Genomic DNA, 24,383 nt, shown 5'->3' with positions numbered 1-24,383 from the left:
GTTCTAGCCTGAGCCATGACCGCGCCGAGGGACTTCCAGATCCGTGCCGCGGTGCCCGCGGACATCCCGCGCATCGCCGAGGTCCAGCTCGCCGCGCGCGAGGCCTCGCCGATGCCGCCCGGCCTGCACCCGGTCGACGAGATCCGCGACTACCTCGCCACCCAGCTCGGGCCCACGGAGGCCTGGGTCGCGGAGAGGGACGGGCGGATCGTCGGCTACGCGCGGGTCGGCCCCGGCTGGCTCCACGACCTGTACGTCGAGCCGAGCGCCCAGGGCCTGGGTGTCGGCGGCGCCCTGCTCGACCTGGTGAAGGCGCAGCAGCCGGACGGGTTCTGTCTCTGGGTCTTCGTCTCGAACGCCCCGGCCCGCGATTTCTACCTGGCGCGCGGACTCGTCGAGGTGGAACGCACCGACGGCGCCGGCAACGAGGAGAAGCGGCCCGACATCCGGATGGAGTGGACGGGCTGACGTGTCGGTGGCGCCTGTCAGGATCAGCCGGTCCGGGTAGGTAGGCTGAACCCCTTCCCCGATCCACGCCGAATGACCACCCTCGACCTCCCGAGGAGCGCAGTAACCCACATGGCCGGTTCAACCGGGGACTTCGCCCACCTGCACGTCCACACCGAGTACTCCATGCTCGATGGGGCGTCCCTCCTCGACGGGCTGTTCGGCCGGGTCAGCGACCTGGGCATGAGCTCGATCGCGATGACCGACCACGGCAACCTGCACGGCGCCTACGACTTCTACTCCAAGGCGAAGAAGTACGGCGTCAAGCCGATCATCGGCATCGAGGCGTACCTGACCCCCGGCACGCCCCGCGGCGAGCGCAAGCGGGTCCGCTGGGGCAAGGGCGGCCAGGGCGAGGAGGGCGGCGACGACGTCTCCGGCGGCGGCGCGTACACCCACATGACGATGTGGGCGGAGACCACCGAGGGCATGCACAACCTGTTCCGGCTCTCCAGCCGGGCCAGCATGGAGGGCTACTTCTACAAGCCCCGGATGGACAAGGAGCTCCTCGCCGAGCACGGCAAGGGCCTCATCGTCTCCACCGGCTGCCCCAGTGGCGCCATCCAGACCCGGCTGCGGCTGGGGCAGTGGGACGAGGCCGTGCGCGAGGCGCAGGAGCTGCGCGACATCTTCGGCTACGACAACGTCTACCTCGAGCTGATGGACCACGGCATCAACATCGAGAAGCGGGTCCGCGACGACCTGCTGCGCCTGGGTCGCGAGCTCAACCTCAAGCCGATCGCCACCAACGACTCCCACTACAACAACCCCGAGGACGCCAGCGCCCACGAGGCGCTGCTGTGCGTGCAGTCGGGCAGCCGGCTCACCGAGCCGCCGTACTCCCAGGGCGGCAAGCGGTTCGCCTTCGAGGGCACCGGCTACTACATCAAGTCGGCCGAGGAGATGCGCGAGCTGTGGGGTCGCCAGGACCTCATGGCGGCCTGCGACAACACCCTCGAGATCGCCGAGCGGTGCGAGGTCACCTTCACCGAGTCCACCGGCGGCTACATGGCGAAGGCGGACATCCCGGCGGGGGAGACCGAGGAGAGCTGGTTCCGCAAGGAGGTGTGGCGCGGCATCGAGGCCCGCTACCCCGGCGACAAGCTGACCCAGGCGGTCAAGGACCGCACCGAGATGGAGCTCGCGGTCGTCGCCCAGAAGGGCTACTGCGGCTACTACCTGGTGGTCGCCGACTTCATCCAGTGGTCCAAGGACAACGGCATCCGGGTCGGGCCGGGCCGTGGCTCGGGCGCGGGATCCATCGCGGCGTACGCACTGCGCATCACCGATCTGTGCCCGCTGGAGCACGGGCTGTTCTTCGAGCGGTTCCTCAACCCCGAGCGCCCCTCGATGCCCGACTTCGACATCGACTTCGACGACCACCGCCGCGGGGAGGTCATCCAGTACGTCAAGGAGAAGTACGGCGCCGAGAAGGTCGCCTACATCGCCACCTTCGGCCGGATCAAGGCCAAGCAGGCGATCAAGGACGCGGCGCGCATCCTCGACCACGGCTTCGCGATCGGCGACAAGATCACCAAGGCGCTGCCCGCCGACGTGATGGGCAAGGGCGTCCCGCTCAAGGACCTGTTCAACCCCGAGCACAAGCGCTACAACGACGGCGGCGAGTTCCGCGCGCTCTACGAGGAGGACCCGGAGGTCCGGCGGATCTACGAGACCGCCATCGGTCTCGAGGGCCAGATCCGGCAGACCGGTGTGCACGCGGCCGGCGTGATCATGGCCAGCGAGCCGCTGATCGACATCGTCCCGCTGATGGAGCCGAAGCAGGACGGCCAGGTCATCACGCAGTTCGAGTATCCCAAGTGCGAGGAGCTCGGCCTGGTCAAGATGGACTTCCTGGGGCTGTCCAACCTGCACACCCTCGAGGACGCCCTGGAGAACATCCGGGCCAACCGGGGCGAGGACCTCGTCCTCGAGGAGGTCGCGTTCGACGACCGGGCGACGTACGAGCTGATGGGCCGGGGCGACACCCTCGGCGTCTTCCAGCTCGATGGTGGCGGCATGCGCTCGCTGCTGCGGCTGATGCAGCCCGACAGCTTCAACGACATCACCGCGGTCTCCGCGCTGTACCGGCCGGGCCCGATGGGTGCGGACTCGCACACCAACTACGCCCTGCGCAAGAACGGCCGCCAGGAGATCGACTACATCCACCCGGCGCTGACCGAGCCCCTCAAGGAGGTGCTCGGCGAGACCTACGGCCTGATCGTCTATCAGGAGCAGGTCATGGCGATCGCGCAGGTGCTGGCCGGCTTCTCGCTCGGCGCGGCGGACAACATGCGCCGCGCGATGGGCAAGAAGAAGATCGACGAGCTCAACAAGCAGTTCGCCGCCTTCGAGGAGGGCATGCTCGAGCGCGGCTACCCGAAGGACGCCGTCAAGACGCTGTGGGACATCCTCGTCCCGTTCGCCGACTACGCCTTCAACAAGTCGCACTCGGCGGCGTACGGCGTCGTCACCTACTGGACGGCCTACCTCAAGGCCAACTACCCGGTCGAGTACATGGCCGCGCTCCTCACCTCGGTGAAGAACGACAAGGACAAGATGGCGATCTACCTCAACGAGTGTCGCCGGATGAAGATCGCCGTCCTGCCCCCGGACGTCAACGAGTCCTCCCACAACTTCACCGCCGTCGGCAACGACATCCGCTTCGGCCTCACCGCCGTGCGCAACGTCGGCTCCAACGTGGTCGACGGGATCGTCGAGGGCCGCACCACCAAGGGGCGGTACGCCGACTTCAACGACTTCCTCGACAAGGTGCCCGCGCACGTGTGCAACAAGCGGGTCATCGACTCGCTGATCAAGGCCGGCGCCTTCGACGAGATGAAGCACCACCGCAGCGCGCTGGTCGTGGTCCACGAGACCGCGGTGGACCAGTACGTCGACATCAAGCGCAACGAGGCCATCGGCCAGGACTCCCTGTTCGCGGGGCTCGGCGGCGACGACGAGGACGGCGCCTTCGGAACCCACGTCGCGATCCCCGACATCGACGAGTGGGAGAAGATGAAGCTGCTCGGCTACGAGCGGGAGATGCTGGGGCTCTACGTCTCGGACCACCCGCTGCTGGGCCTGGAGCACGTGCTGTCCAACGGCACCGACTTCACCATCGGGCAGCTGCTGACCGACGAGGCGATCCCGCACAACACCACGGTGACCGTGGCGGGCCTGGTCACCAGCGTGCAGCGCAAGATCACCAAGAACGGCGACCCCTGGGCGACGGTCACGCTCGAGGACCTCGAGGGTGGCATCGACGTGCTGCTCTTCCCCTCGTCCTACCGGTTGGCGGCGCCGTACCTCACCGAGGACGCGATCCTGCGGGTCAAGGGCCAGCTGGACAAGGACCGGGAGGCTCCGCAGCTGCGCGGCCAGGAGGTCACCGTCCCCGACATCGAGGCCAGCGGTGACGGCCCGGTCGTCATCAGCCTGCCGTCGACGCGCTGCACCGGGCCGGTCGTGCAGTCCCTGCGCGAGGTGCTCGCGGCCCACCCGGGGATGAACGAGGTGCGCCTGAAGCTGCTGATGCGGGACGCCACGCGGGTGATGAAGCTCGACGACCGGCTGAGGGTCACGCCCTCGCCCTCGCTGTTCGCGGACCTGAAGCAGTTGCTCGGTCCTGGATGCTTGGCCGGGTGAGCGTGTCCGCAACCTCGCGCCGGTGGCATCCGGCCTTCCCCGTCGTCGGCCTGCTCGTCGCCGTGCTCCTGCTGTCCGCGGCCGCGGGCGCGATCGGCGGCTGGTGGTGGTGGCGCTGGTGGTCGCCGGCGCCGGACGGCGTGATCGGGCAGCGCACCGACACCGGCGAGATCGCGTGGTTCGCCGAGCCCTTCGACCCGGGGCAGGCGCACGTCGCGTCCAGCACCTTCGAGTACGTCGCGCTCGGCTTCGGGCTCGCGCTCCTCGTCGGCGTGGTCGCGGGGCTGCTGGGCCGCAACCGCTCGCTGCTGACCCTGGTGCCGGTCGTCGGGGGCTCGGCCCTCGCGGCGTACGTGATGTGGGCCGTCGGCATGGCCTTCAGCCCGGCCGACCCCCAGCAGTGGGCCGTCGCGGCCAACATCGGCCACCACTACCCGGGCAGCCTCCACGTGGGGCTGGGCCAGATCGACCTCCAGCTCTACGACTGGCTGGGTGGGGCCTACGTCCATCTCGGCCATCTGCCGACGCCGTACCTGGTCTGGCCGGTGGGGATGCTGCTCGGCTTCCTGGTCGTGATGCTCATGCTGACCACCGAGGAGCGGACCGCGGCCCCCGAGGTCGCGGGCGAGCCCGAATTGGTCGAGTAGCCGAACGCACACCGCCTTGGCGCGGCTGCCTCAGTTCGGCGACCAGCGCGTCCGGGCGACCTCGCTCGCGGGCAGCGACGGGATGACGTTCATCGCGCGCAGCTCGGAGCGGAGCTGGTCGGTGACCAGGATCAGCCGCTCGTTGGCGTCGTCGGCCTCGAGCAGCTGCTGCCGCTCGGCCATCGGCAGCGGAGCGCAGGCGGCCATCGTCCAGGAGAGGTACGTCGGGTCCTGGGGCAGCTCGCCCTGGAACGGGTCGGTCGCGAACGCGCTGAGCATGGCCCGGTAGGCGGTGAACGTCGCGCGCGCCGCCTCGACGACGTGCGGCTCGACGACGACCGTGGGCTCGGGCAGGTCCTCGACCTCGCCGAGGGGGAAGGTGTCGCCGGTCATCAGCCGGTCCAACCGGATCCGGTCCCGCCCGACGGCGACAACGTCGAAGGTGCCGTCGCGGTGGGCCTCGACCTCGGTGAGCTGCAGCCGCACGCCGACCCGGAACAGCGACTGGGCGCCGTGGTCGCCGACCTCGTAGCCCTCGCGGATGCCGACCGAGCCGAACAGCCGCTCGGCGGGGTCCTCGACCCGGAGCAGGTGGTGCACCAGGGCGCGGTAGCGGTCCTCGAAGACCCGCAGCGGCAGGCTGACCCCCGGGAAGAGCACCGCGTTGAGCGGGAACATCGGGAGATCGGCCGTCACAGCTCAACCCTAGTCAGAGACCTCGGCCGCGGCCTTGATCTTCGACAGCGTCTCGCGCATCCCGTCCCGCAACGCCGCGGTGAAGACCTCCTGGCCGCCCAGGAACCCGTCGGTGAGGTCGCGGGAGAGGTCGGAGATGCCCCCGGGTGCGTCGCGGCGCTCGACCAGCCGGGTGCCGGACGCGGTGGGGGTGAGCTCGAAGGACCAGGTCGCGTCGTTCTCCGCGACCCGGAAGGCCAGCAGCCGCGCGGCGTCGTACGCCACGATCTCGGCGTGGGTCGTCCAGACCAGCTCGCCGTGCACGTTGCGGTTGGTGAACCTGGTGCCGAGCGCGCAGGTCGCGTGTCCGTCGGAGAGCCGGGTCGAGGTGACCTGCGGGCTCCACTCCGCCATCCGCGTGACGTCTCCGACCAGCTCCCAGACAGCCGCCGGGGGAGCGGCGATCTCGATCTCGTCGTGCAACGGGGGAACGGGGTTCATCGGCGTCTCCTGTCTGTGCGACCGATCGGTCGTATAGCGGCAGGCTAGGCCGAGAGCGTCAATGCGTCCAGTCGGTCGTATACCTTGGTGCGCATGACCGCACCCAGCGACGGACGACGAGCGCGCGGCGACCGCACGCGCCAGGTCGCCGCGCGTGCCGCCGCCCGGATCGCGACCGTCCACGGGCTCGACTCGATCACCGTCGGCGGCCTCGCCGAGGCCACCGGCGCCAGCAAGAGCGGCCTGCTGACCGTGTTCGGTGCGCGTGAGGAGATCCTCCTCGCGGCCGTCGCCGAGGCGCGCACCCTGTACATCGAGCACGTCATCGCACCGGCCTGGACCGAGCCGCGCGGCACCCGCCGGCTGCACGCCCTGCTCGACCACTGGGTCGGCTACCTGCGCGCGGAGGTGTTCCCGGGCGGGTGCTTCGTCGCGGCGACCTCGGCGGAGTTCGGGCACCGCGAGGGACGCGTCGCCGACGCGGTCCGGGCGCTCAAGCGCGAGTGGCTCGACGTACTGGAGCGCGAGCTCGAGGCAGCGGGGGCGCCGGATCCGCAGGAGGCGGCGTTCCGCATCGACGCCTACCTCGTCGCCGCCAACACCCGCCGCGAGCTGTTCGGCGACGACGGGGTCCTCGAGTCCGCACGCGCCCTCGCGCTCGCGGTCGTCCCGCCCCTCGTATCTCGGTCGGAGCGGGACGCCCCGCGACCGTAGAATCGGGGCATGTCCCTCATCCGCCGCATCGACCTGCGCGAGTCCGCCCCCGGCGTCGACTACCGCGCAGCCGTGCCCCGTGCCGACTTCGACATCGAGGCTGCGGTGCCGGCGGTCCACGCGATCTGCGAGGACGTGCGGGTGCGCGGGGTCGAGGCGCTGCTGGAGTACGCCGAGAGGTTCGACGGCGTACGCATCGACGACATCCGGGTGTCGTCCGAGGCGATGCAGCAGGCCCTGGAGCAGCTCGACCCGGACATCCGCGCCGGACTCGAGGAGTCCGTCCGGCGGCTGCGCCTCACCTGCGCCAACGAGCTCGAGCAGGACGCGGTCACCGACCTCGGTCCGGGCGCCCGGGTCACCCACCGCAAGGTGCCGGTCGGCCGGGTCGGCCTCTACGTGCCCGGCGGTCTCGCGCCGCTGGTGTCGTCCGTCCTCATGAACGTGGTCCCCGCGCAGACCGCGGGCGTCCGCTCGATCGCCCTGGCGTCCCCGCCGCAGCGCGAGTTCGGCGGCTCGGTGCACCCCACGATCCTGGCGGCCTGCGCGCTGCTCGGCGTCGAGGAGGTGTACGCCGTCGGCGGCGCCCAGGCGATCGCGATGTTCGCCTACGGGGTCGGCCCCTGCCGACGCGTCGACATGGTCACCGGGCCCGGCAACATCTACGTCGTCACCGCCAAGCGGATCCTCAAGGGCCAGGTCGGCATCGACTCCGAGGCCGGCCCCACTGAGATCGCGATCCTCGCCGACGAGACGGCCGTGCCGGCGTACGTCGCCGCCGACCTGATCAGCCAGGCCGAGCATGACCCCCTGGCCGCATCGGTCCTGGTCACGACGTCCACCGAGCTCGCCGACGCCGTCGAGCTCGAGCTCGACCGGCAGGTCGCGGCCACCAAGCACACCGAGCGGATCACCACCTCGCTCGGCGGCAAGCAGTCCGGGATCGTCTTGGTGCGCGACCTCGAGCAGGGCCTCGAGGTCGTCAATGCCTACGCGGCCGAGCACCTCGAGATCCACACCGCGGACGCCGCCGACTGGGCCGCGCGCGTGGTCAACGCCGGTGCGATCTTCGTCGGCCCGCATGCCCCGGTCAGCCTCGGCGACTACTGCGCCGGGTCCAACCACGTGCTGCCGACGGCCGGCTGCGCCTGCCACAGCTCCGGGCTGAGCGTGCGCGCCTTCACCAAGTCGGTCCACGTCATCGACTACTCCGCCGAGGGCCTGGCCGCGGTCGCCGACCACGTCGTCACCCTCGCCGAGGCCGAGGACCTGCCCGGTCACGGCGCCGCCATCACGGTGCGGACGCGCTCATGAGCTGGCCCCCGATCCGGCCCGAGCTGGCCGGCATCGAGCCGTACGGCGCCCCGCAGCTGGACGTGCCGGTGCAGCTCAACGTCAACGAGAACCCCTACGGCCCGTCCGAGGACTGCCTGCAGGACATCGCGGCCTCGGTGGCGCAGGCGGCCGTGGACCTGAACCGCTACCCGGACCGGGAGTTCGTCGCGCTGCGCGAGTCGCTGGCGGCGTACCTCAACAACGACGTGCCGGGCGCCGGCCTCACGGCCGACCACCTGTGGGCGGCGAACGGCTCCAACGAGGTCATGCAGCAGCTACTGCAGGCCTTCGGCGGGCCGGGCCGCAGCGCGATCAGCTTCGCGCCGACGTACTCGATGTATCCGGAGTACGCCCGCAACACCCACACCGAGTGGGTCGCCGGCGCGCGGGAGACCGACTTCTCCCTCGACCTCGACAAGGCGCGTGCGCTGGTCGAGGAGGTGCGGCCCTCGGTCGTGCTGCTGCCGAGCCCGAACAACCCGACCGGAACGGCCCTGCCGCAAGCCGCCGTCACGATGCTGTGCGAGACGGTCGGCGACAGCGGGATCGTCGTCGTGGACGAGGCGTACGGCGAGTTCCGGCGCGCCACGACGCCGAGCGCGATCGAGCTGCTGGGAAGCCACCGCAACCTGGTCGTCACCCGCACGATGAGCAAGGCCTTCGCGGCCGCCGGCCTGCGACTGGGCTACCTGGCCGCCGACCCGGCGATCACCGACGCCATCCGCGTCGTACGGCTGCCCTACCACCTGTCGGCCGTCAACCAGGCGACCGCGCTGGCCGCACTGCGGCACGCCGACGAGCTGCTCGCCCAGGTCGACGCGCTGCGCGTCGAGCGCGATGCGCTGGTCGTCTGGCTGGGGGAGCAGGGCTACGAGGTGGCCGAGTCGGACGCGAACTTCGTGCTGTTCGGCCGGTTCGCGGACCGGCACGCCGTCTGGCAGGGTCTGCTGGACCGGGGCGTGCTGATCCGGGAGACCGGGCCGGACGGCTGGCTGCGGGTCTCGGTCGGGACCCCTGAGGAGATGGCGGCCTTCCGGGCCGCGCTCACCGATGTGAATGGAGAACGAGCATGAGCAGGACCGCCCGCGTCGAGCGGCAGACCAGCGAGTCCAAGGTGATCGTCGAGGTCGACCTCGACGGCTCCGGCAAGCACGACATCTCCACCGGCGTCGGCTTCTACGACCACATGCTCACCGCGTTCGCGCGGCACGCGCTCGTCGACCTGGTCGTCCAGACCGAGGGCGACGTGCACATCGACGCCCACCACACCACCGAGGACACCGCGATCGCGCTGGGCCAGGCCCTGCGTGAGGCGCTCGGCGACAAGGCCGGCATCCGCCGCTTCGGCGACGCCACCGTGCCGCTCGACGAGGCGCTCGTCCAGGCCGTCGTCGACGTGTCGGGCCGTCCCTACTGCGTGCACACCGGCGAGCCCGAGGGCCAGCAGTACGTCCAGCTCGGCGGCTCCGGGGTGTCCTACCTCGGCTCGCTGACCCAGCACGTCTTCGAGACCCTCGCCTTCCACGGCCACTTCGCGCTGCACGTGCGGGTGCTCGCGGGCCGCGAGCCGCACCACATCGTCGAGACGCAGTTCAAGGCGTTCGCGCGGGCGTTCCGCGATGCCGTCGCGATCGACCCGCGCGAGACCGGGATCCCGTCCACGAAGGGCGCCCTCTAGATGGCGCAGCCCTCGGTGGTTGTCCTCGACTACGGGTCGGGCAACCTGCGCTCGGCCGTGCGTGCGGTCGAGCGCGCCGGTGCCTCGGTCGAGCTGACCTCGGACCTCGACACCGCGATGGCGGCCGACGGGCTGCTCGTCCCCGGCGTCGGTGCGTACGAGGCGTGCATGAAGGGCCTGCGCGCGATCCGCGGCGAGCGGATCATCGCCCGCCGCCTCTCCGGCGGCCGTCCCGTCCTCGGCATCTGCGTGGGCATGCAGATCCTGTTCGAGCGCGGCATCGAGCACGGCGTGGAGACCGAGGGCTGCGGTGAGTGGCCCGGCGTCGTCGAGCGGCTCCAGGCCCCCGTCGTACCCCACATGGGGTGGAACACCGTCTCGGTCCCGGAGGGCACAAGCCTCTTCGAGGGCATCGAGGACGAGCGCTTCTACTTCGTGCACTCCTACGCCGTCCGCGACTGGACCCTCGTCACCAACGACCGCACCCCCGACTCCCACCAGCCCCGCGTGGTCTGGACCGAGCACGGCGGCGACCGGTTCGTGGCCGCGGTCCAGAACGGGCCGCTGTCGGCGACCCAGTTCCACCCCGAGAAGTCCGGCGACGCCGGTGCACAACTACTGAAGAATTGGGTGACCTCGCTGTGAGCGACTACCTCGAGCTCCTTCCCGCCGTCGACATCAAGGGCGGTCGCGCCGTCCAGCTGGTGCAGGGCGTCGACGGCTCCGAGAAGGTCTTCGGCGACCCGATCGAGGCGGCGCTGCGCTGGCAGGACGCCGGCGCCGAGTGGCTGCACCTGGTCGACCTGGACGCGGCGTTCGGGCACGGCAACAACCGCGATCTGCAGGCCGCGATCGTCGGCAAGCTCGACATCAAGGTCGAGATGAGCGGCGGCATCCGCGACGACGAGTCGCTCGAGGCGGCGATGGCGACCGGCTGTCGCCGGGTCAACATCGGCACCGCCGCGCTGGAGCAGCCGGAGTGGTGCGCAGCGGCGATCGCGAAGTGGGGCGACCGGGTCGCGATCGGCCTCGACGTACGGGGGACGACGCTGGCCGCGCGGGGCTGGACCCGCGACGGCGGCGACCTCTACGAGACGCTGGCCCGCCTCGACTCCGAGGGCTGTGCGCGCTACGTCGTCACCGACGTGAACAAGGACGGCATGCTCCAGGGCCCCAACCTGCAGCTGCTCCGCGACGTCGCGGCCGCGACCGACAAGCCGCTCGTGGCCTCCGGTGGCGTGACCACGCTCGACGACATCCGGGCGCTGATGGACCTCGTCCCGATCGGCGTCGAGGGCGCCATCGCCGGTACGGCGCTGTACACCGGCCAGTTCACCCTCGAGGACGCGCTCGCGCTCACCCAGGGTCGCGCGTGAGCCTCGCCGTCCGGGTCATCCCGTGCCTCGACGTCGACGCGGGGCGCGTGGTCAAGGGCATCAACTTCAAGGAGCTGCGCGACGCGGGTGACCCGGTCGAGCTGGCGCGCACCTACGACGCGGAGGGCGCCGACGAGCTGACCTTCCTCGACATCTCGGCCTCCTCCGACGGCCGCTCGACCACCCTCGAGATGGTGTCGAAGGTGGCCGAGGAGGTCTTCATCCCGCTGACGGTGGGCGGCGGCATCCGCACCGTCGCCGACGTCGACACGATGCTGCGCGCGGGCGCCGACAAGGTCGGCGTCAACACCGCGGCCATCGCCCGGCCCGAGCTGATCAACGAGATCGCGGAGCGCTTCGGCAACCAGGTGCTGGTGCTGTCGCTCGACGCGCGGCGGGTGTCCGGCGACGTACGCACGGAGTCGGGGTTCGAGGTCACCACCCACGGCGGCCGGCAGTCCACCGGCATCGACGCCATCGAGTGGGCGGTCCGCGCCGCCGAGCTGGGCGCGGGGGAGATCCTGCTCAACTCGATGGACGCCGACGGCACCCGCGACGGCTTCGACCTGGAGATGATCCGCCGGGTCCGCGCCGAGGTCTCGATCCCCGTGATCGCCTCCGGCGGCGCCGGCGCCATCGACCACTTCGCACCCGCGGTGACGGCCGGTGCGGACGCCGTGCTCGCCGCCTCGGTGTTCCACTTCGGCACGATGCGCATCTCCGAGGTCAAGGCCGGGCTGGCCGGAGCCGGGTACCCGGTCCGCTGAGGTCGCACCCCGCGACGAGTGAGCCGGACCTAGGCTGACGGCGTGACGCGCTTCGTCTACGCCACGGCGACCTCGCTCGACGGATACCTCGCCGACGAGGACAACTCCCTGGAGTGGCTGTTCGCGGTCGACGGGGGAGAGGAGTCGCTCGCGGGTCTCGCCGAGTTCGCGGCCGGCGTCGGCGTCCTGGTCATGGGGTCGACGACGTACCAGTGGCTCATCGATCACGAGGCGCTGCTCGAGCACCCCGAGAAGTGGCAGCAGTTCTATCCCGGCATGACCACCTACGTGCTGTCCTCGCGCGACCTGCCCAAGCTCCCCGGCGTCGACCTCCACGTGGTCGACAGGGCCGTGCCCGACCTGGTCCCCGAGCTCCTCGATGCGGCTGCCGGGCGCGACGTGTGGGTGATGGGCGGGGGCGACGTCGCCGGCCAGTTCGCCGACGCCGGGCGGCTGGACCGGATCATGCTGTCGGTCGCCGCGGTCACCCTCGGCTCCGGTGCGCCGCTGCTGCCGCGCCGCCTCGAGTCGGACCGGTTGCGGCTGGTGGGCGTGCGGCTGGTGGGCCAGTTCGCCGAGCTGACCTACGACGTCCTGCCCGCCGGCTGACCCTCCACCGCCTTGGCAGGATGGGCTCATGGACTCCGAGCTCAGGACCTACCGGACCGGCGGTGCGGAGGTCGTCCTCGACATCACCCGCGACGCCGAGAGGTACGTCGACGGCCGCGGCGACGGCCTGCTGCATGTGTTCGTGCCGCACGCGACCGCCGGGATCGCCATCATCGAGACCGGGGCGGGCAGCGACGACGACCTCCTCGCCGCGCTCGGCGACCTGCTGCCGAAGGACGACCGCTGGCAGCACCGCCACGGCAGCCGCGGACACGGTCGCAGCCACGTGATGCCGGCCCTGGTCCCGCCGTACGCCTCCGTCCCGGTGCTGGGCGGCACGCTCGCACTCGGCACCTGGCAGAGCATCTGCCTGGTCGACCTGAACGTCGACAACGCCGAACGCGACGTCCGGTTCAGCTTCCTCCCCGCCTGATCCGGAGGTTCTCCACAGGTAGTGGTCCTGACGGTTGCACGCGTCGGCTCGCCGGCGTTGTGTGTGCCGCATGTCTCGGAGAACCTCTGGCGGATTCCGCCGCCTACCCCGCATCGCCGACCGCATGACGCCCGATCTGATGGCCTGCGTCGAGCTCGCCTTCGCTGCCGAGAGGTCAGGTGACCTCGGCGCCGCACTCGAGTGGTATCGCTGCGTGCCGATGTTCACCCGCGGGCGCAACGTCCAGTTGCTTGCCGGGCTGACCGCGGCCGCCGACGACCTTCCCGACTGGGTATGGGTGCGGTACCTCGCCTACCTGGTGACGCGCTGCGAGGACGGCGAGACAGGGCGGCTGGTGAAGACAGCGGCCGCGTACGTCGGTCCTGCGATCCACCAGCGCCTGATGGACGACTGCCACGACCGTGGCGGCGATCCCATCCAGGTCCTCGCGCGCATCTGTGGTGAGTCCTGGGCGTTCCACCAGTTCGCCGCGCACGAGGCAGGCGGGATCTCGGCGTACCTCGACGAGTTCGCGGTCGGCCGCCTCGCCGAGCGTGCCGACCTGTCGCGGCAGTGGGTCGACGCCCCACTGAGTGGCTATGAGATAGGGGAGAGCACAGGAGGCGGCGTGCTCCAGATCCGGGAGGCGGGACAGTCGAAGTGGATCGACGTGCTCGACCTCGGCGCACGGGCGTGTGCGCCGCAGGGTTGGGTGCTGGGGCGTCTGGTGCCGAGCGGCATCGGCGGCGGGCTGATGTTCGATCGGCATCCGCTGGGTGTGACGAAGCGGGTCGCGACTGCGGTCGCGCAGTCGGGCGACTGGCTGGAGACGCTGGCGACGGCGGTCGAGCGGCGACGTATCGCCCAGGCGGATCTGCTGCGCGAGGACTACGAGCTGATGACCGACGTGCCGGAGCTCGAGCTGGTGCGATTCGGAACGCCGAAACGCGAACTGGACCGCGTGATGATGCAGTTGCGCGCTGGGCGTGACGAGGTCGGCCGTGCTGCCTTCCGGATCCTCGACCGCTCGCGACGCGAGGAGATGCCGACAGAAGACATGCCGTACGTCGGAGCGGCGCTGCTCAACGCCCACGCCCACGCCGAGGCGGTGCGGACGTTGCGCCCCGGGCACCGCGATCGGTGGGCAGCGATCGCCGAGCAGCTGCCGTGCCCGGCTCGAGGGCGTGGGCTGGCGCTGGCCGCGCCCGCTCGTGCCGAGGCAGAATGACAGGGGCCCGAGAATGTCCGTCAGCCAAGGAGTCGATGTGTCGGCAGCGCCGCAGGAACGGCTCGTGCGACGACCCATGTCGCTCGATGAGTACCTCTCGCTGCCTGAAGGCCGCGTCGAATGGGTCGACGGCGAGGCGATCTTCATGAACACCGCGCCCCGCGCGCGACACCAACGGGTCGCCTTCGGGCTCGCGCTGAAGATCGAGGATGCGACCGGTCTGTTCTGTGTCGAGGCGGTCGGCTTCTGGACCGTCGAGAAGCGCAAGAGCCGGATCCCCGACGTGTTGGCCACCGTGGAGCCGTTCGATGAGTCGTGGGCTCCGACGACTCCCGTCCTCTGCGTCGAAGTGCTCTCGCCGAGCACGCGGCGCGAGGACCTGGTCCGCAAGTCGCACGAGTACGCCGCCGCCGGCATCGAGCAGTACTGGATCGTCGACATCGAGGCGTCCGAGCTGACCGTGTACTCCAACAGCGGCGACGGCTGGGACGAGCTGATCGTGCTGGACGCCGAGCGTCCGCGGGGATCGGTCGAGATCGCCGGTCGCGGCACGGTCGAGGTCGACCTGGAGTGGTTGCTCCGCCGCTGATGCCCGCCCGTACGATGCGCGACATGACGCTCGATGCTTCGCTGTTCGGTGACGAGGAGCCATCAGCGCCTGTCACGCCACCGAGCACCCCGACCCCGATCGCCGACTGGCAGGTCGATCTGCTGCGCAAGGCACTGGACGCCCGAGGAATAACCGAGATGTCCGACCGCCAGCGTGCGATCGAGGAGGCTCTCGGCGGCCCGGTGACGTCGCTGAGGGCGTTGACGAGCGAGGAGGCGAACCGCACCCTGGCGCGGCTCGGGGCATCTGCCCCGTCGAGTAGCGGATCCCAGTGGGATCAGCGTGAAGCGGACACCTGGATCGACCGGCTCTGAGGCGGGTCCGGCGGTTCAGGCGCTGAGGAAGACCGTGTCCATGTGCCAGGTCAGCGCGTCCCGATCGGGGTTGTGCCGGGGAGCGACCGGCAGCCGGATCACCTCGCCCCGCGCCTCGCGGGAATAGAGTTCGACGCCGTTGCCGAAGTCGCGGTGCAGCCGCGGCGAGACCCGCAGCCGGTAGTCGCTGTCGATGCCGAGGTAGCCGCGGTCGTAGAGCGCGTGCATGTCGGAGCGGAGCGCGAGCCCGTTCGTGATGCGGTGCGCGCCACCGCTGGCGTACGGGCGGATATGCGCGGCCTGCAGCGTTGGCGCCATCTTCCCGCCGGTGATGGCGCAGCGGTTGTCGTAGGCATCGAGAACTGCGAGCCGGAACGACCCCTGGCCGAGGCGCGGTCGGGTGAGCACGGGCTCGCCGTACCTCGCGTCGGGGACCTCGAGATCGATCCGGGCCAGGTCGTCGTCCCAGCCGATCTCGAGCCGCGCGCCGCCCTGCAGCGAGCGGAATGCGTGGTCGACGTACGCGTAGTCCGGGTCCGAGGCGTCGTACGTCTTGCCCTGCACGATGGACCGTCCCCAGCGTTCGGGTGCCGGAAGGTCGCCGCCGGGTGGAGCGAAGAACAGGTTCCGTACGACGACGCACCCGATCGTCGGGTCCGGGTGGTGTTCCTTGCCGGTGCGGTCGCGGTAGACCTGGATCGCGCGATGCAGAGCCTCCTCGCTGGCGACGCCGTTGCCGCGTCCGAAGACGGCCCACGCCTCGCTGACGCGCTGCTCGTAGTACCCGGCATAGAACCCGCCGCCGACCAGGGCCTCGCGGGGGCTCTTGGTCTTGAAGAGGAACGGCTCGTCGAGGGCGGCACGACCCATGAAGCTCCGTGCCGACGGCACCCAGAAGTTCGCCTCGGTGAGCGATTCGTCCGCGCGCAGGAAGTCCGCCCAGGCGTTGTCGGTCACGCCGAGGGTGATGCGCACCGTCAGCTCTCGGGGTCGATCAGATCGCGGACGCGCAGGTCGAGCGCGGCGGCGAGCTTGAACACGGTGTCCAACCGGGCGTTGCTCGGGCCTGGTAGGCCGGTCTGCGGATCCTTGGTGTTGTTGCGGTTCTTCTCGATGTTCTGGATCTGGTTCCGCGACAGGTCGGCCTTCTCGGCCAGCTCCTCCTGCGTCCAGCCCAGCTCGGTCCGCCGCTCGTACACCCTCTCGCCCAGGTGCTTCGCCGCCTCCAGGTAGGCGGTCGACGAGGCAGGTCCGGGCACGTCGCCAACCCTTTCGGCGACGACTTCCGGAGTCCGCCCAATGTATTGGGCTTTCGTCCACTATGTTGGGCACGCCCAACAGATTGGGCGTACGACGGAAGGGGCGGCTCGGGTGTCACGGCTGAGCGACCTGCTGCGGCAGGTCGAGCGGACCGACGCCCAGTTGGCGGCCGACCTCCGCGCCGAGGTGAAGGCGCTGTCCGAGCGCCGGCAGTTCGGGCTCAACTTCGAGCGGCACGTCCCCGAGGCTGTCGACCTTCCCGGGCGGCCGGTCCGCCGGGGTGACAAGGTGCGCGTCCTGCCGCCACGGGGAAGCACGGCGAAGCCGGACGCCCGCCTCGGGCTGGTCCTGCGCGTGGCCGATGGCGTCGCGACCATCGTCATCGACGACGAGGCGACCCAGATGGACGTGGACGACCTCGTCGTGGTCGCCGAGTTCCGGGACCCGATCTTCCCCGGTCTGGTCTCGACCGGGAAGGTCGAGCGCGGCGGGGACAAGCCCTTCCACTCGGTGATCAGCGCCGAGAACTTCCACGCACTCGAGGCGCTGCTCTACACGCACGAGGGCAAGGTCGACGCGATCTACATCGACCCGCCCTACAACACCGGGGCCAAGGACTGGAAGTACAACAACGACTACGTCGACGGCGACGACGCCTACCGCCACTCCAAGTGGCTGGCCTTCATGGAGCGGCGGCTCCAGCTCGCCAAGCGTCTGCTCAACCCCGACAACTCGGTCCTCATCGTCACGATCGACGAGAAGGAGTACCTCCGGCTCGGGCTGTTGCTGCAGCAGTCCTTCGGTGACGCTCGATTCCAGATGATCAGCACGCAGATCAATCCCGCTGCCGTCGCGCGCGCGGGTCAGTTCGGGCGTAGCGATGAATACATCTTCGTCGTGTCGGTGGGCGTCGCGGCTCCCCAACGGGTGTCCCTCAGCCGGGATTGGGTTTCTGCCAAGGGACGGACCCACACCGGTACGGCGCGTTGGGACCTGCTTCGTCGGTCGGGTGAGGGTGCGGCGCGCGAGGACTCCCCAGGTTGCTTCTATCCCGTCTACGTGGATCCGAAGTCGATGCGCGTCGCACAGGTCGGCGAGGCTCTTCCTTCTGGGAGTTCCGAACCTCTGCCGGTGGCTGGCACCGTTGCGGTTCTTCCGATCCGTAAGGATGGATCGGAAGGGCGGTGGCAGTGGACGCCATCTACCTTCCGGGGCAGGCTCGAGCAGGGCCGTATTCGGGTCTCCGGGTCTGAGTCCAGGGGCTTCGCTATCTCGATTCTGAAGGACGGCGAGTACGGAAAGGTCGTCGCTGGAGAGTTCGGTGAGATAGGGCGTCGGGACGATGGTTCGCTGGATGTAGGAACCCGCGAATCGGATCGGGTACTTGCCATCCCGGGTACGCAGTGGCGGGTGTCAAGCCACGATGCAACGCAATATGGCTCCCGACTCCTCGCGAATGTCCTGCCATCTCGCCGTTTCCCGTTCCCCAAGTCGCTCTACGCAGTAGAGGATGCTCTGCGGTTCTTCGTCAGTGACAAGCCCGACGCAGTTGTACTCGACTTCTTCTCCGGCTCCGGCACGACCGCCCATGCCGTGATGCGGCTCAACAAGCAGGACGGCGGGCGCCGGCAGTGCATCTCGGTCACGAACAACGAGGTGAGCGCGGAGGAACAGAAGAGGCTGCGCGAACAGGGGCTGCGCCCCGGCGATCCCGAGTGGGAGCGGTGGGGGATCTGCGACTACATCACCAAGCCCCGCATCGAGGCGGCGATCACTGGCCGTACCCCGGACGGCGAGCCGATCAAGGGCGACTACAAGTTCACCGACGAGTTCCCGATGGCCGACGGCTTCGAGGAGAACGTCGAGTTCTTCACCATGACCTACGAGGCGCCCCGCGCCGTGCAGCACGGCAAGTCGTTCGAGGCGATCGCGCCGCTGTTGTGGCTGAAGGCCGGAGCGCGCGGTCGACGGATCGACGTCCCCGCCGCGACCTTCGACATAGCCGATACGTACGGAGTGCTGTTCGACGTCGACGCGGCGGGTGACTTCCTGGCAGCTCTTGCGGCGGCCACCGACGTACGGATGGCGTTCGTCGTCACCGATGACGAGCGCGCGTTCCAGCTGGTGTGCAACGAGCTGCCCGAGGCCGTCGAGCCGGTGCGGCTGTACGAGTCATACCTGACCAGCTTCGCCGTGGGTGGGAGCGCATGAAGCTCGCGCTCAAGGACTACCAGGCCGACGCGGTGGCAGCCGTCCTGGAGAACCTGGACACTGCCCGCCTGCTCGCGACCCGCGGCAAGACCAGCTCGGTCGCGCTGACGGCGGCGACCGGCGCCGGCAAGACGGTCATGGCCGCGGCCGTCATCGAGGCGCTGTTCTTCGGCAACGCCGACTTCGACGTCCCTGCGGACCCGACCGCCACCGTCCTGTGGTTCACGAGCGATCCGTCGCTCAACGAGCAGACCCGTCACCGGATCATGCAGGCCTCCGACCGGATCGGCAGCAACCGACTGCGCGTCGTGGAGTCGACCTTCAGCGATGAGCAGCTGCGGCCCGGAACCGTGTACTTCCTCAACTCGCAGAAGCTGAGCAAGAACGCGCGACTGGTGCGAGGAGGCGGTGCGGAGGAGGACAACGCCGTGCTCGCGGCCCCGGACATGCGTGCGCGCACGTTCTGGGAGGTGCTCGGCAACACCGTCGAGGATCCGGGCACCACGCTCTACGTCATCCTCGACGAAGCGCACGTGGGCATGAACACCTCCAAGCGGGACGTGGGGGAGAAGTCCACCATCGTGACCACGCTGATCAACGGAGAGGCCGGCGCTCCGCCGGTGCCGATCGTGCTCGGTATCAGCGCCACGATCGAGCGCTACCGCGCCGCCATGGAACGCGCGGCCAACCGCACGACGTTGCCCGACGTGGTGGTCGACCCGGTGCGGGTACAGGAATCAGGACTGCTCAAGGACAGCCTGATCCTCTCCTTCCCGGCCGAGGTCGGGACCTTCGACACGGTGCTCCTGCGGCACGCCGTCGCTCGCACCAAGGAGGCGAGCGACCTCTGGTCGGCGTACCAGGAGTCGCAGGGTGGCGGTACGCCGGTCGAGCCGCTGCTGGTGGTCCAGGTGCCGAACAAGCCGAGCGAGGAGCTGCTCAGCGAGGCTGTGCACACCGTCCTCGACGAGTGGCCGGAGCTCTCGATCGACAACCTCGCCCACGTGTTCGGCGAGGGAACAGATCTCGCGGTCGGCGATCTGGAGCTCGCGTACGTACCGCCGCAGGACGTGGCCGAGCGGGCGCACATCCGCGTCCTCCTCGCCAAGGACGCGATCTCCACGGGCTGGGACTGCCCGCGCGCGGAGGTGCTGGTGTCCTTCCGGCCCGCCCAGGACCTGACCCACATCACCCAGCTGCTGGGCCGCATGGTCCGTACACCCCTCGCCCGTCGCATCCCCGGTGACGACCGGCTCAACGCCGTCGAGTGCATCCTGCCCATGTTCAACCGGAGCGCGGCGGAGCAGGTCGCGCGCGCGATCAACGGCGGCGACGGGCCCACCGGTCCAGGGCCGGTCGTGGTGATCCGCAAGCAGGACTTCCGCACCAACGCGGAGATCGATCCGGCCGTGTGGGACGCGTTCGACCGGCTGCCTTCGCAGACGGTGCCACGGAGGGGGTCGAAGCCGGTCAGTCGGTTCACGGCCTTCGCGGCCGCGCTCGCCAAGGACGGTGTCCGCCCCGGGGCCTACGACGCGGCGCTCGGTGAGCTCGTCCAGTTCCTGCGGGGCAAGGCCGTGCAGTACGAGAGCAAGGTCGAGGCGCAGGTCGCAGACGTCCTCGAGATGACCGGGGAGCGGATCGTCATCGGTCTCGACGTCGGTATGTTCGCCGGCTCCGAGACCTTCGCCCTGACGGCCGACGATCGCGCGGTCGAGGCGGACTACCGGGTCGCGCGACGGATCCTCACACCCCAGCTCGCGTCCGCCTACGCGGACGCGCTCGAGGAGACCTACGACGACGGGTACTTCGAGGCACACCTGCGGACGGCCGCGATCGCGCGAGTGGGGGAGATCGTCGAGCAGCTCGACGCCGAGGCCGATCGCCTCTTCGCGCGGTGGGACGCCGAGCATCGCGTGGCGATCAAGTCACTGAGCGACGAGAGTCGGGCCCAGTACGACGAGCTGCGCGCTCTCGCGGGTCGGCCGCTGCGGGTCGACATCACCCGACCTGAGGTCCGCACCGAGGCCGTCGAGGACCTGCGCGGCAACCTGATCGAGACCGCCGGCCTGCACCTGCTCGCCGACGGTGGTGGGCAGTTCCCGATCGGGAGCCTCCTCGACTGGGAGCGCAAGGTGCTCGATGTCGAGTTGGACCGTTGCGTCTCCTGGTACCGCAACCCGTCACGTGCGTCGTCGGACGCCCTCGCCATCGCCTATCGCGATTCGCTCGGCACATGGCGGCGCCTCTGCCCGGACTTCATCTTCTTCCAGGACGTCGGAGGCGTGGTGAAGGCTTCGATCGTCGACCCGCACGGCACACACCTGAGCGATGCCCTGCCGAAGCTCCGTGGCCTCGCGGCGTACGCCGAGGAGTTCGCCAGCGACCTGCACCGCATCGAGGCAGTGGCGGAGGTCAGCGGGGTGATGCGGGTCCTCGACGTGACCCGCCCCGACGTCCGCGCGGCGATCGCTGCAGCCGAATCGGCGGAGGCGCTCTATGAGAGTGCAATCGCCGACAACTACTCCTGAGCGACGACCCCGTTAACGCCCCGGCAACAGGAACGGGGCACGCTGGGCCCATGTCGATCAAGGTGGCGCTCGAGCATCGGACCAGCTACGAGTTCGCCCGACCGGTGGCGGTGGCGCCGCACGTCGTGCGGCTGCGGCCCGCCCCGCACAGCCGGACCCCGATCGAGTCCTACAGCCTGGACGTGCAGCCGGCCGACCACTTCCTGAACTGGCAGCAGGACCCGTTCGGCAACTGGCTGGCCCGGATCGTCTTCCCGAAGCCGGTGAAGCGGCTCGAGATCACCGTCGGCCTGGTGGCCGACATGATGGTCATCAACCCGCTCGACTTCTTCGTGGAGGAGTACGCCGAGCAGTACCCGTTCGACTACGAGCCCGGGCTGCGGGCGGACCTGGCGCCGTACCTGCGACCGGTGGAGGACGCCGTTGCGGCGGCTGCCTGGAGGGAGTCGCGCGGCGAGTCCAGCGGCGTACCGATCGTGCAGTTCCTGGCCGAGCTGAACACGGCCGTGCAGCGCGACGTCGACTACTCGGTCCGGATGGAGCCGGGCGTGCAGACGCCCGATGAGACCCTGGCGCGCGGGATCGGCTCGTGCCGCGACTCGGCCTGGCTGCTGGTCGCGCTGCTGCGCCAGCACGGCCTGGCTGCCCGGTTCGTGTCCGGCTACCTGGTGCAGCTCGCGCCCGACCGCGAGTCGCTGGACGGCCCGAGCGGGCCGCTGGAGGACTTCACCGACCTGCACGCGTGGTGCGAGGTCTTCATCCCCGGCGCCGGCTGGGTCGGGCTCGACCCCACCTCGGCCCTGTTCGCGGGTGAGGGCCACATCCCGCTCTCCGCCACGCCGCACCCGTCCTCGGCGGCGCCGATCGAGGGCGCGACCGAGCCCGTCGAGGTGACCTTCGGCTACGCCAACGCGGTGCGCCGCATCCACGAGGACCCGCGGGTGACGCTGCCCTACACCGACGAGGCGTGGGCGCGGATCGACGCGCTCGGCGAGGCCGTCGACGCCCGGCTGGTCGCGGGCGACGTACGTCTCACGATGGGCGGCGAGCCCACGTTCGTCGCGCTCGACGACCAGGTCGCCGATGAGTGGAACACGGCCGCGGACGGGCCGCACAAGCGGAAGCTGGCCACCGACCTGGCCCGTCGGCTGGCCGACCTGCACGCCCGCGGCGGGGTCGTCCACCGCGGGCAGGGCAAGTGGTACCCGGGTGAGCCGCTGCCGCGGTGGAACATCGCGCTGCAGTGGCGCACCGACGGCGTGCCGTTGTGGGAGGACGCGAGCCTGCTGGCCGACCCGTGGGCGACGGGTGGCGACACGGCCGCGAGCAGGAAGGCGGCTCAGGTCCTGGCGGCCGAGATCACCGCACGCCTCGGCCTGCCCGCCGACCAGTTGCACCCGGCCTACGAGGACCCGCTCGCCCTCCTGGCCGCCGACGTACGCCGCCCCGACGGACCGCGCCCCGAGGCCGCGCTGGACGAGCTGACGGCCGAGTCACTGCGCGAGGTCGACGGCGACATCACCACGCCGACCGGCTGGGTGCTCCCCATCGCCACCGCCGACGGCACCTGGACCAGCGCCCGGTGGACGTTCCGCCGCGGCCGGCTGGTGCTGGCGCCCGGCACCTCCGCCGTCGGCCTCCGGCTCCCGCTGCAGTCGATCAGCTGGACCGATCCGGAGTACGCCGGCGAGCCGTCGTACCTCGAACCGGTGGGCCCGCTCGACCCGGCCCTGCCCGAGGTGACCGTCGTCCCGGCCGAGGGCTCAGCCACCACGGCGCTGGCCGTCGAGGCCCGGGACGGGTACGTCTTCGTCTTCCTGCCGCCCGTGGACCTGCTCGACGACTACGCCGCGCTCCTCGGCCTCGTCGAGGGTGCGGCCGCCGCGGTCGGCACGCCGGTCGTGATCGAGGGCTACGGACCGCCGCCGGACGCCCGGATCACCCAGCTCGTCGTCACGCCCGACCCCGGCGTCATCGAGGTCAACGTCCAGCCGACCGCGAGCTGGGCCGAGCAGCGCGACGTCGTCACCACGCTGTACGACGAGGCGCGGGCCGCGCGGCTCTCGACCGAGAAGTTCGACCTGGACGGCCTGCACACCGGCACCGGTGGCGGCAACCACCTGACGCTCGGCGGCTCCACGCCGGCCGACTCGCCGCTGCTGCGGCGCCCTGACCTGCTGGTCTCGATGATCACCTACTGGCAGCGGCATCCGAGCCTGTCCTACCTGTTCTCCGGGCGCTTCATCGGACCGACCTCGCAGGCCCCGCGGTTCGACGAGGGGCGGCCCGAGGCCGTCTACGAGATGGAGATCGCGCAGCGCGAGGTGCTCCGGCTGGTCGCCGAGCAGCACGAGAAGGACCTCGACCCGCGGCCGTGGCTGGTGGACCGCGCCTTCCGGCACCTGCTCACCGACCTCACCGGCAACACCCACCGCGCCGAGTTCTGCATCGACAAGCTCTACTCACCCGACAGCTCCCGCGGCCGGCTCGGGCTGCTCGAGCTGCGCGGGTTCGAGATGCCCCCGCACCCGCAGATGGCGCTGCTCCAGGCGCTGCTCGTGCGCAGCCTGGTCGCGATGTTCTGGGAGCGGCCGCTGAACGCGCCCCTGGTGCGCTGGGGGACGCTGCTGCACGAGGACTTCCTGCTGCCGCAGGGCTGCATCGCCGACATCGGCGAGGTGGTCTCCGACCTGCGCGCGGCCGGGATCCCGTTCGAGGCCTCCTGGTTCGACGCGTTCACCGAGTTCCGGTTCCCGCGGATCGGGTTCACCCGCATCGACGGCGTGGGCCTGGAGCTGCGCCAGGCCATCGAGCCCTGGCACGTGCTGGGGGAGGAGGCCACCGGCTCCGGCACGGCACGGTACGTCGACAGCTCGGTCGAGCGGATCCAGGTCCGCGTCACCGGGCTGGACCCGGAGCGCCGGCTGGTCGCGTGCAACGGCGTACCGCTGCCGCTGACGCCGACCGACGTCCCCGGCGAGTTCTACGCGGGCGTCCGCTTCCAGGCCTGGCAGCCGTGGTCGGCGCTGCACCCGAGCATCGGCGTCCACGCGCCCCTGCACGTCGACCTGGTCGACATCGCGTCCGAGGTCAGCCTGGGCGGGGCGACGTACCACGTCGTGCACCCGGGCGGCCGCTCCTACGACACCCCGCCGATCAACGCCAACGAGGCGGAGGCGCGGCGCGCGGGCCGGTTCGAGCCGCGCGGCGCGACGGCGGGCCACCTGGACGTCGCCGCGATGCGCGAGCGCGGGCGCACGGCCGCGTCCACCGACTATCCGCACCTCCTCGACCTGCGCAGGGCATGACACCCCTCTAGGCTCTGGTCCGATGACCACC

General features: G+C 70.4%; 22 protein-coding genes. 18 read left to right on the top strand and 4 right to left on the bottom strand.

The features are described 5' to 3' along the window. Nucleotides 1-15: 15 nt before the first annotated feature. The 3 genes from ACYU8V_RS10040 (at nt 16) to ACYU8V_RS10030 (ending at nt 4,802) form a co-directional block, all read left to right on the top strand. Nucleotides 16-468, top strand: a complete 453-nt coding sequence (locus tag ACYU8V_RS10040) for a GNAT family N-acetyltransferase (protein WP_460847062.1) — start codon at nt 16-18, stop codon at nt 466-468. A 111-nt stretch (nt 469-579) separates the two neighbouring features. Next, entirely contained in the window at nt 580-4,155 is a 3,576-nt protein-coding gene (gene dnaE, locus ACYU8V_RS10035; protein ID WP_460847060.1) for a DNA polymerase III subunit alpha, read from the top strand. Then, nucleotides 4,152-4,802 (top strand): hypothetical protein, encoded by a 651-nt coding sequence (locus tag ACYU8V_RS10030; RefSeq protein WP_460847058.1) that lies wholly within the window; start codon nt 4,152-4,154, stop codon nt 4,800-4,802. The genes dnaE and ACYU8V_RS10030 overlap by 4 nt, the downstream gene beginning before the upstream one ends. A gap of 30 nt (nt 4,803-4,832) precedes the next feature. On the opposite strand, the gene ACYU8V_RS10025 is transcribed toward ACYU8V_RS10030, so the two are convergent. Together ACYU8V_RS10025 and ACYU8V_RS10020 are read right to left on the bottom strand one after the other, a co-directional pair. Beyond that, nucleotides 4,833-5,498, bottom strand: a complete 666-nt coding sequence (locus tag ACYU8V_RS10025) for an LON peptidase substrate-binding domain-containing protein (RefSeq protein WP_460847056.1) — start codon at nt 5,496-5,498, stop codon at nt 4,833-4,835. 9 nt (nt 5,499-5,507) lie between these two features. Next, nucleotides 5,508-5,978, bottom strand: coding sequence for an SRPBCC family protein (locus tag ACYU8V_RS10020; protein WP_460847054.1), 471 nt, complete (start codon nt 5,976-5,978; stop codon nt 5,508-5,510). Nucleotides 5,979-6,071: 93 nt separating this feature from the next. Here ACYU8V_RS10020 and ACYU8V_RS10015 point away from each other — a divergent pair, with 93 nt between their 5' ends. From ACYU8V_RS10015 to ACYU8V_RS09960, 12 genes are all read left to right on the top strand, one after another. Continuing rightward, nucleotides 6,072-6,692: a TetR/AcrR family transcriptional regulator gene (locus ACYU8V_RS10015; RefSeq protein WP_460847052.1), complete on the top strand. Its 621-nt coding sequence runs from the start codon at nt 6,072-6,074 to the stop codon at nt 6,690-6,692. Nucleotides 6,693-6,701: 9 nt separating this feature from the next. Beyond that, nucleotides 6,702-8,006 carry a histidinol dehydrogenase gene (hisD, locus tag ACYU8V_RS10010; RefSeq protein ID WP_460847051.1) on the top strand — a complete coding sequence of 435 codons (1,305 nt, stop codon included), beginning with the start codon at nt 6,702-6,704 and terminating at the stop codon, nt 8,004-8,006. Beyond that, the gene (locus ACYU8V_RS10005) at nt 8,003-9,100 is read left to right on the top strand and encodes a histidinol-phosphate transaminase (protein WP_460847049.1); all 1,098 of its coding nucleotides are present in this window, start codon (nt 8,003-8,005) and stop codon (nt 9,098-9,100) included. Before hisD ends, ACYU8V_RS10005 begins: the two co-directional genes overlap by 4 nt. Next, nucleotides 9,097-9,705 (top strand): imidazoleglycerol-phosphate dehydratase HisB, encoded by a 609-nt coding sequence (gene hisB, locus ACYU8V_RS10000; protein WP_460847048.1) that lies wholly within the window; start codon nt 9,097-9,099, stop codon nt 9,703-9,705. The genes ACYU8V_RS10005 and hisB overlap by 4 nt, the downstream gene beginning before the upstream one ends. Further along, entirely contained in the window at nt 9,706-10,350 is a 645-nt protein-coding gene (hisH, locus tag ACYU8V_RS09995) for an imidazole glycerol phosphate synthase subunit HisH (RefSeq protein WP_460847047.1), read from the top strand. Beyond that, complete coding sequence (priA, locus tag ACYU8V_RS09990) at nt 10,347-11,081, top strand: bifunctional 1-(5-phosphoribosyl)-5-((5-phosphoribosylamino)methylideneamino)imidazole-4-carboxamide isomerase/phosphoribosylanthranilate isomerase PriA (protein WP_460847045.1); 735 nt, start codon at nt 10,347-10,349, stop codon at nt 11,079-11,081. Before hisH ends, priA begins: the two co-directional genes overlap by 4 nt. After that, nucleotides 11,078-11,848, top strand: coding sequence for an imidazole glycerol phosphate synthase subunit HisF (hisF, locus tag ACYU8V_RS09985; RefSeq protein WP_460847044.1), 771 nt, complete (start codon nt 11,078-11,080; stop codon nt 11,846-11,848). Before priA ends, hisF begins: the two co-directional genes overlap by 4 nt. A 42-nt stretch (nt 11,849-11,890) precedes the next feature. Next, the gene (locus tag ACYU8V_RS09980) at nt 11,891-12,457 is read left to right on the top strand and encodes a dihydrofolate reductase family protein (protein ID WP_460847043.1); all 567 of its coding nucleotides are present in this window, start codon (nt 11,891-11,893) and stop codon (nt 12,455-12,457) included. Between the two features lie 28 nt (nt 12,458-12,485). Further along, nucleotides 12,486-12,890, top strand: coding sequence for a YjbQ family protein (locus ACYU8V_RS09975; protein WP_460847041.1), 405 nt, complete (start codon nt 12,486-12,488; stop codon nt 12,888-12,890). A 124-nt stretch (nt 12,891-13,014) separates the two neighbouring features. Further along, nucleotides 13,015-14,118, top strand: coding sequence for a hypothetical protein (locus tag ACYU8V_RS09970; RefSeq protein ID WP_460847040.1), 1,104 nt, complete (start codon nt 13,015-13,017; stop codon nt 14,116-14,118). Nucleotides 14,119-14,182: 64 nt separating this feature from the next. Continuing rightward, nucleotides 14,183-14,707 carry a Uma2 family endonuclease gene (locus ACYU8V_RS09965; RefSeq protein ID WP_460847039.1) on the top strand — a complete coding sequence of 175 codons (525 nt, stop codon included), beginning with the start codon at nt 14,183-14,185 and terminating at the stop codon, nt 14,705-14,707. Between the two features lie 23 nt (nt 14,708-14,730). After that, nucleotides 14,731-15,042, top strand: a complete 312-nt coding sequence (locus ACYU8V_RS09960; RefSeq protein ID WP_460847036.1) for a hypothetical protein — start codon at nt 14,731-14,733, stop codon at nt 15,040-15,042. A 15-nt stretch (nt 15,043-15,057) separates the two neighbouring features. Here the strand turns inward: ACYU8V_RS09960 and ACYU8V_RS09955 are convergent, their stop codons facing one another. Continuing rightward, nucleotides 15,058-16,017 (bottom strand): HNH endonuclease, encoded by a 960-nt coding sequence (locus ACYU8V_RS09955; protein WP_460847034.1) that lies wholly within the window; start codon nt 16,015-16,017, stop codon nt 15,058-15,060. Between the two features lie 2 nt (nt 16,018-16,019). After that, nucleotides 16,020-16,301, bottom strand: a complete 282-nt coding sequence (locus tag ACYU8V_RS09950; RefSeq protein WP_460847032.1) for a helix-turn-helix transcriptional regulator — start codon at nt 16,299-16,301, stop codon at nt 16,020-16,022. 112 nt (nt 16,302-16,413) lie between these two features. Here ACYU8V_RS09950 and ACYU8V_RS09945 point away from each other — a divergent pair, with 112 nt between their 5' ends. From ACYU8V_RS09945 to ACYU8V_RS09935, 3 genes are read left to right on the top strand one after another with little or no spacing between them, the layout of a single operon-like run. Beyond that, the gene (locus tag ACYU8V_RS09945; RefSeq protein WP_460847031.1) at nt 16,414-18,513 is read left to right on the top strand and encodes a site-specific DNA-methyltransferase; all 2,100 of its coding nucleotides are present in this window, start codon (nt 16,414-16,416) and stop codon (nt 18,511-18,513) included. Next, nucleotides 18,510-21,044 (top strand): DEAD/DEAH box helicase, encoded by a 2,535-nt coding sequence (locus ACYU8V_RS09940; protein ID WP_460847029.1) that lies wholly within the window; start codon nt 18,510-18,512, stop codon nt 21,042-21,044. The genes ACYU8V_RS09945 and ACYU8V_RS09940 overlap by 4 nt, the downstream gene beginning before the upstream one ends. 50 nt (nt 21,045-21,094) lie before the next feature. After that, nucleotides 21,095-24,352, top strand: a complete 3,258-nt coding sequence (locus ACYU8V_RS09935; protein WP_460847027.1) for a transglutaminase family protein — start codon at nt 21,095-21,097, stop codon at nt 24,350-24,352. Nucleotides 24,353-24,383 lie beyond the last annotated feature (31 nt).

Source organism: Nocardioides ultimimeridianus (genome assembly GCF_054777895.1).
The sequence above is the reverse complement of the archived record's forward strand: the minus strand, read 5'-3'. Positions and strand labels throughout refer to the sequence as shown.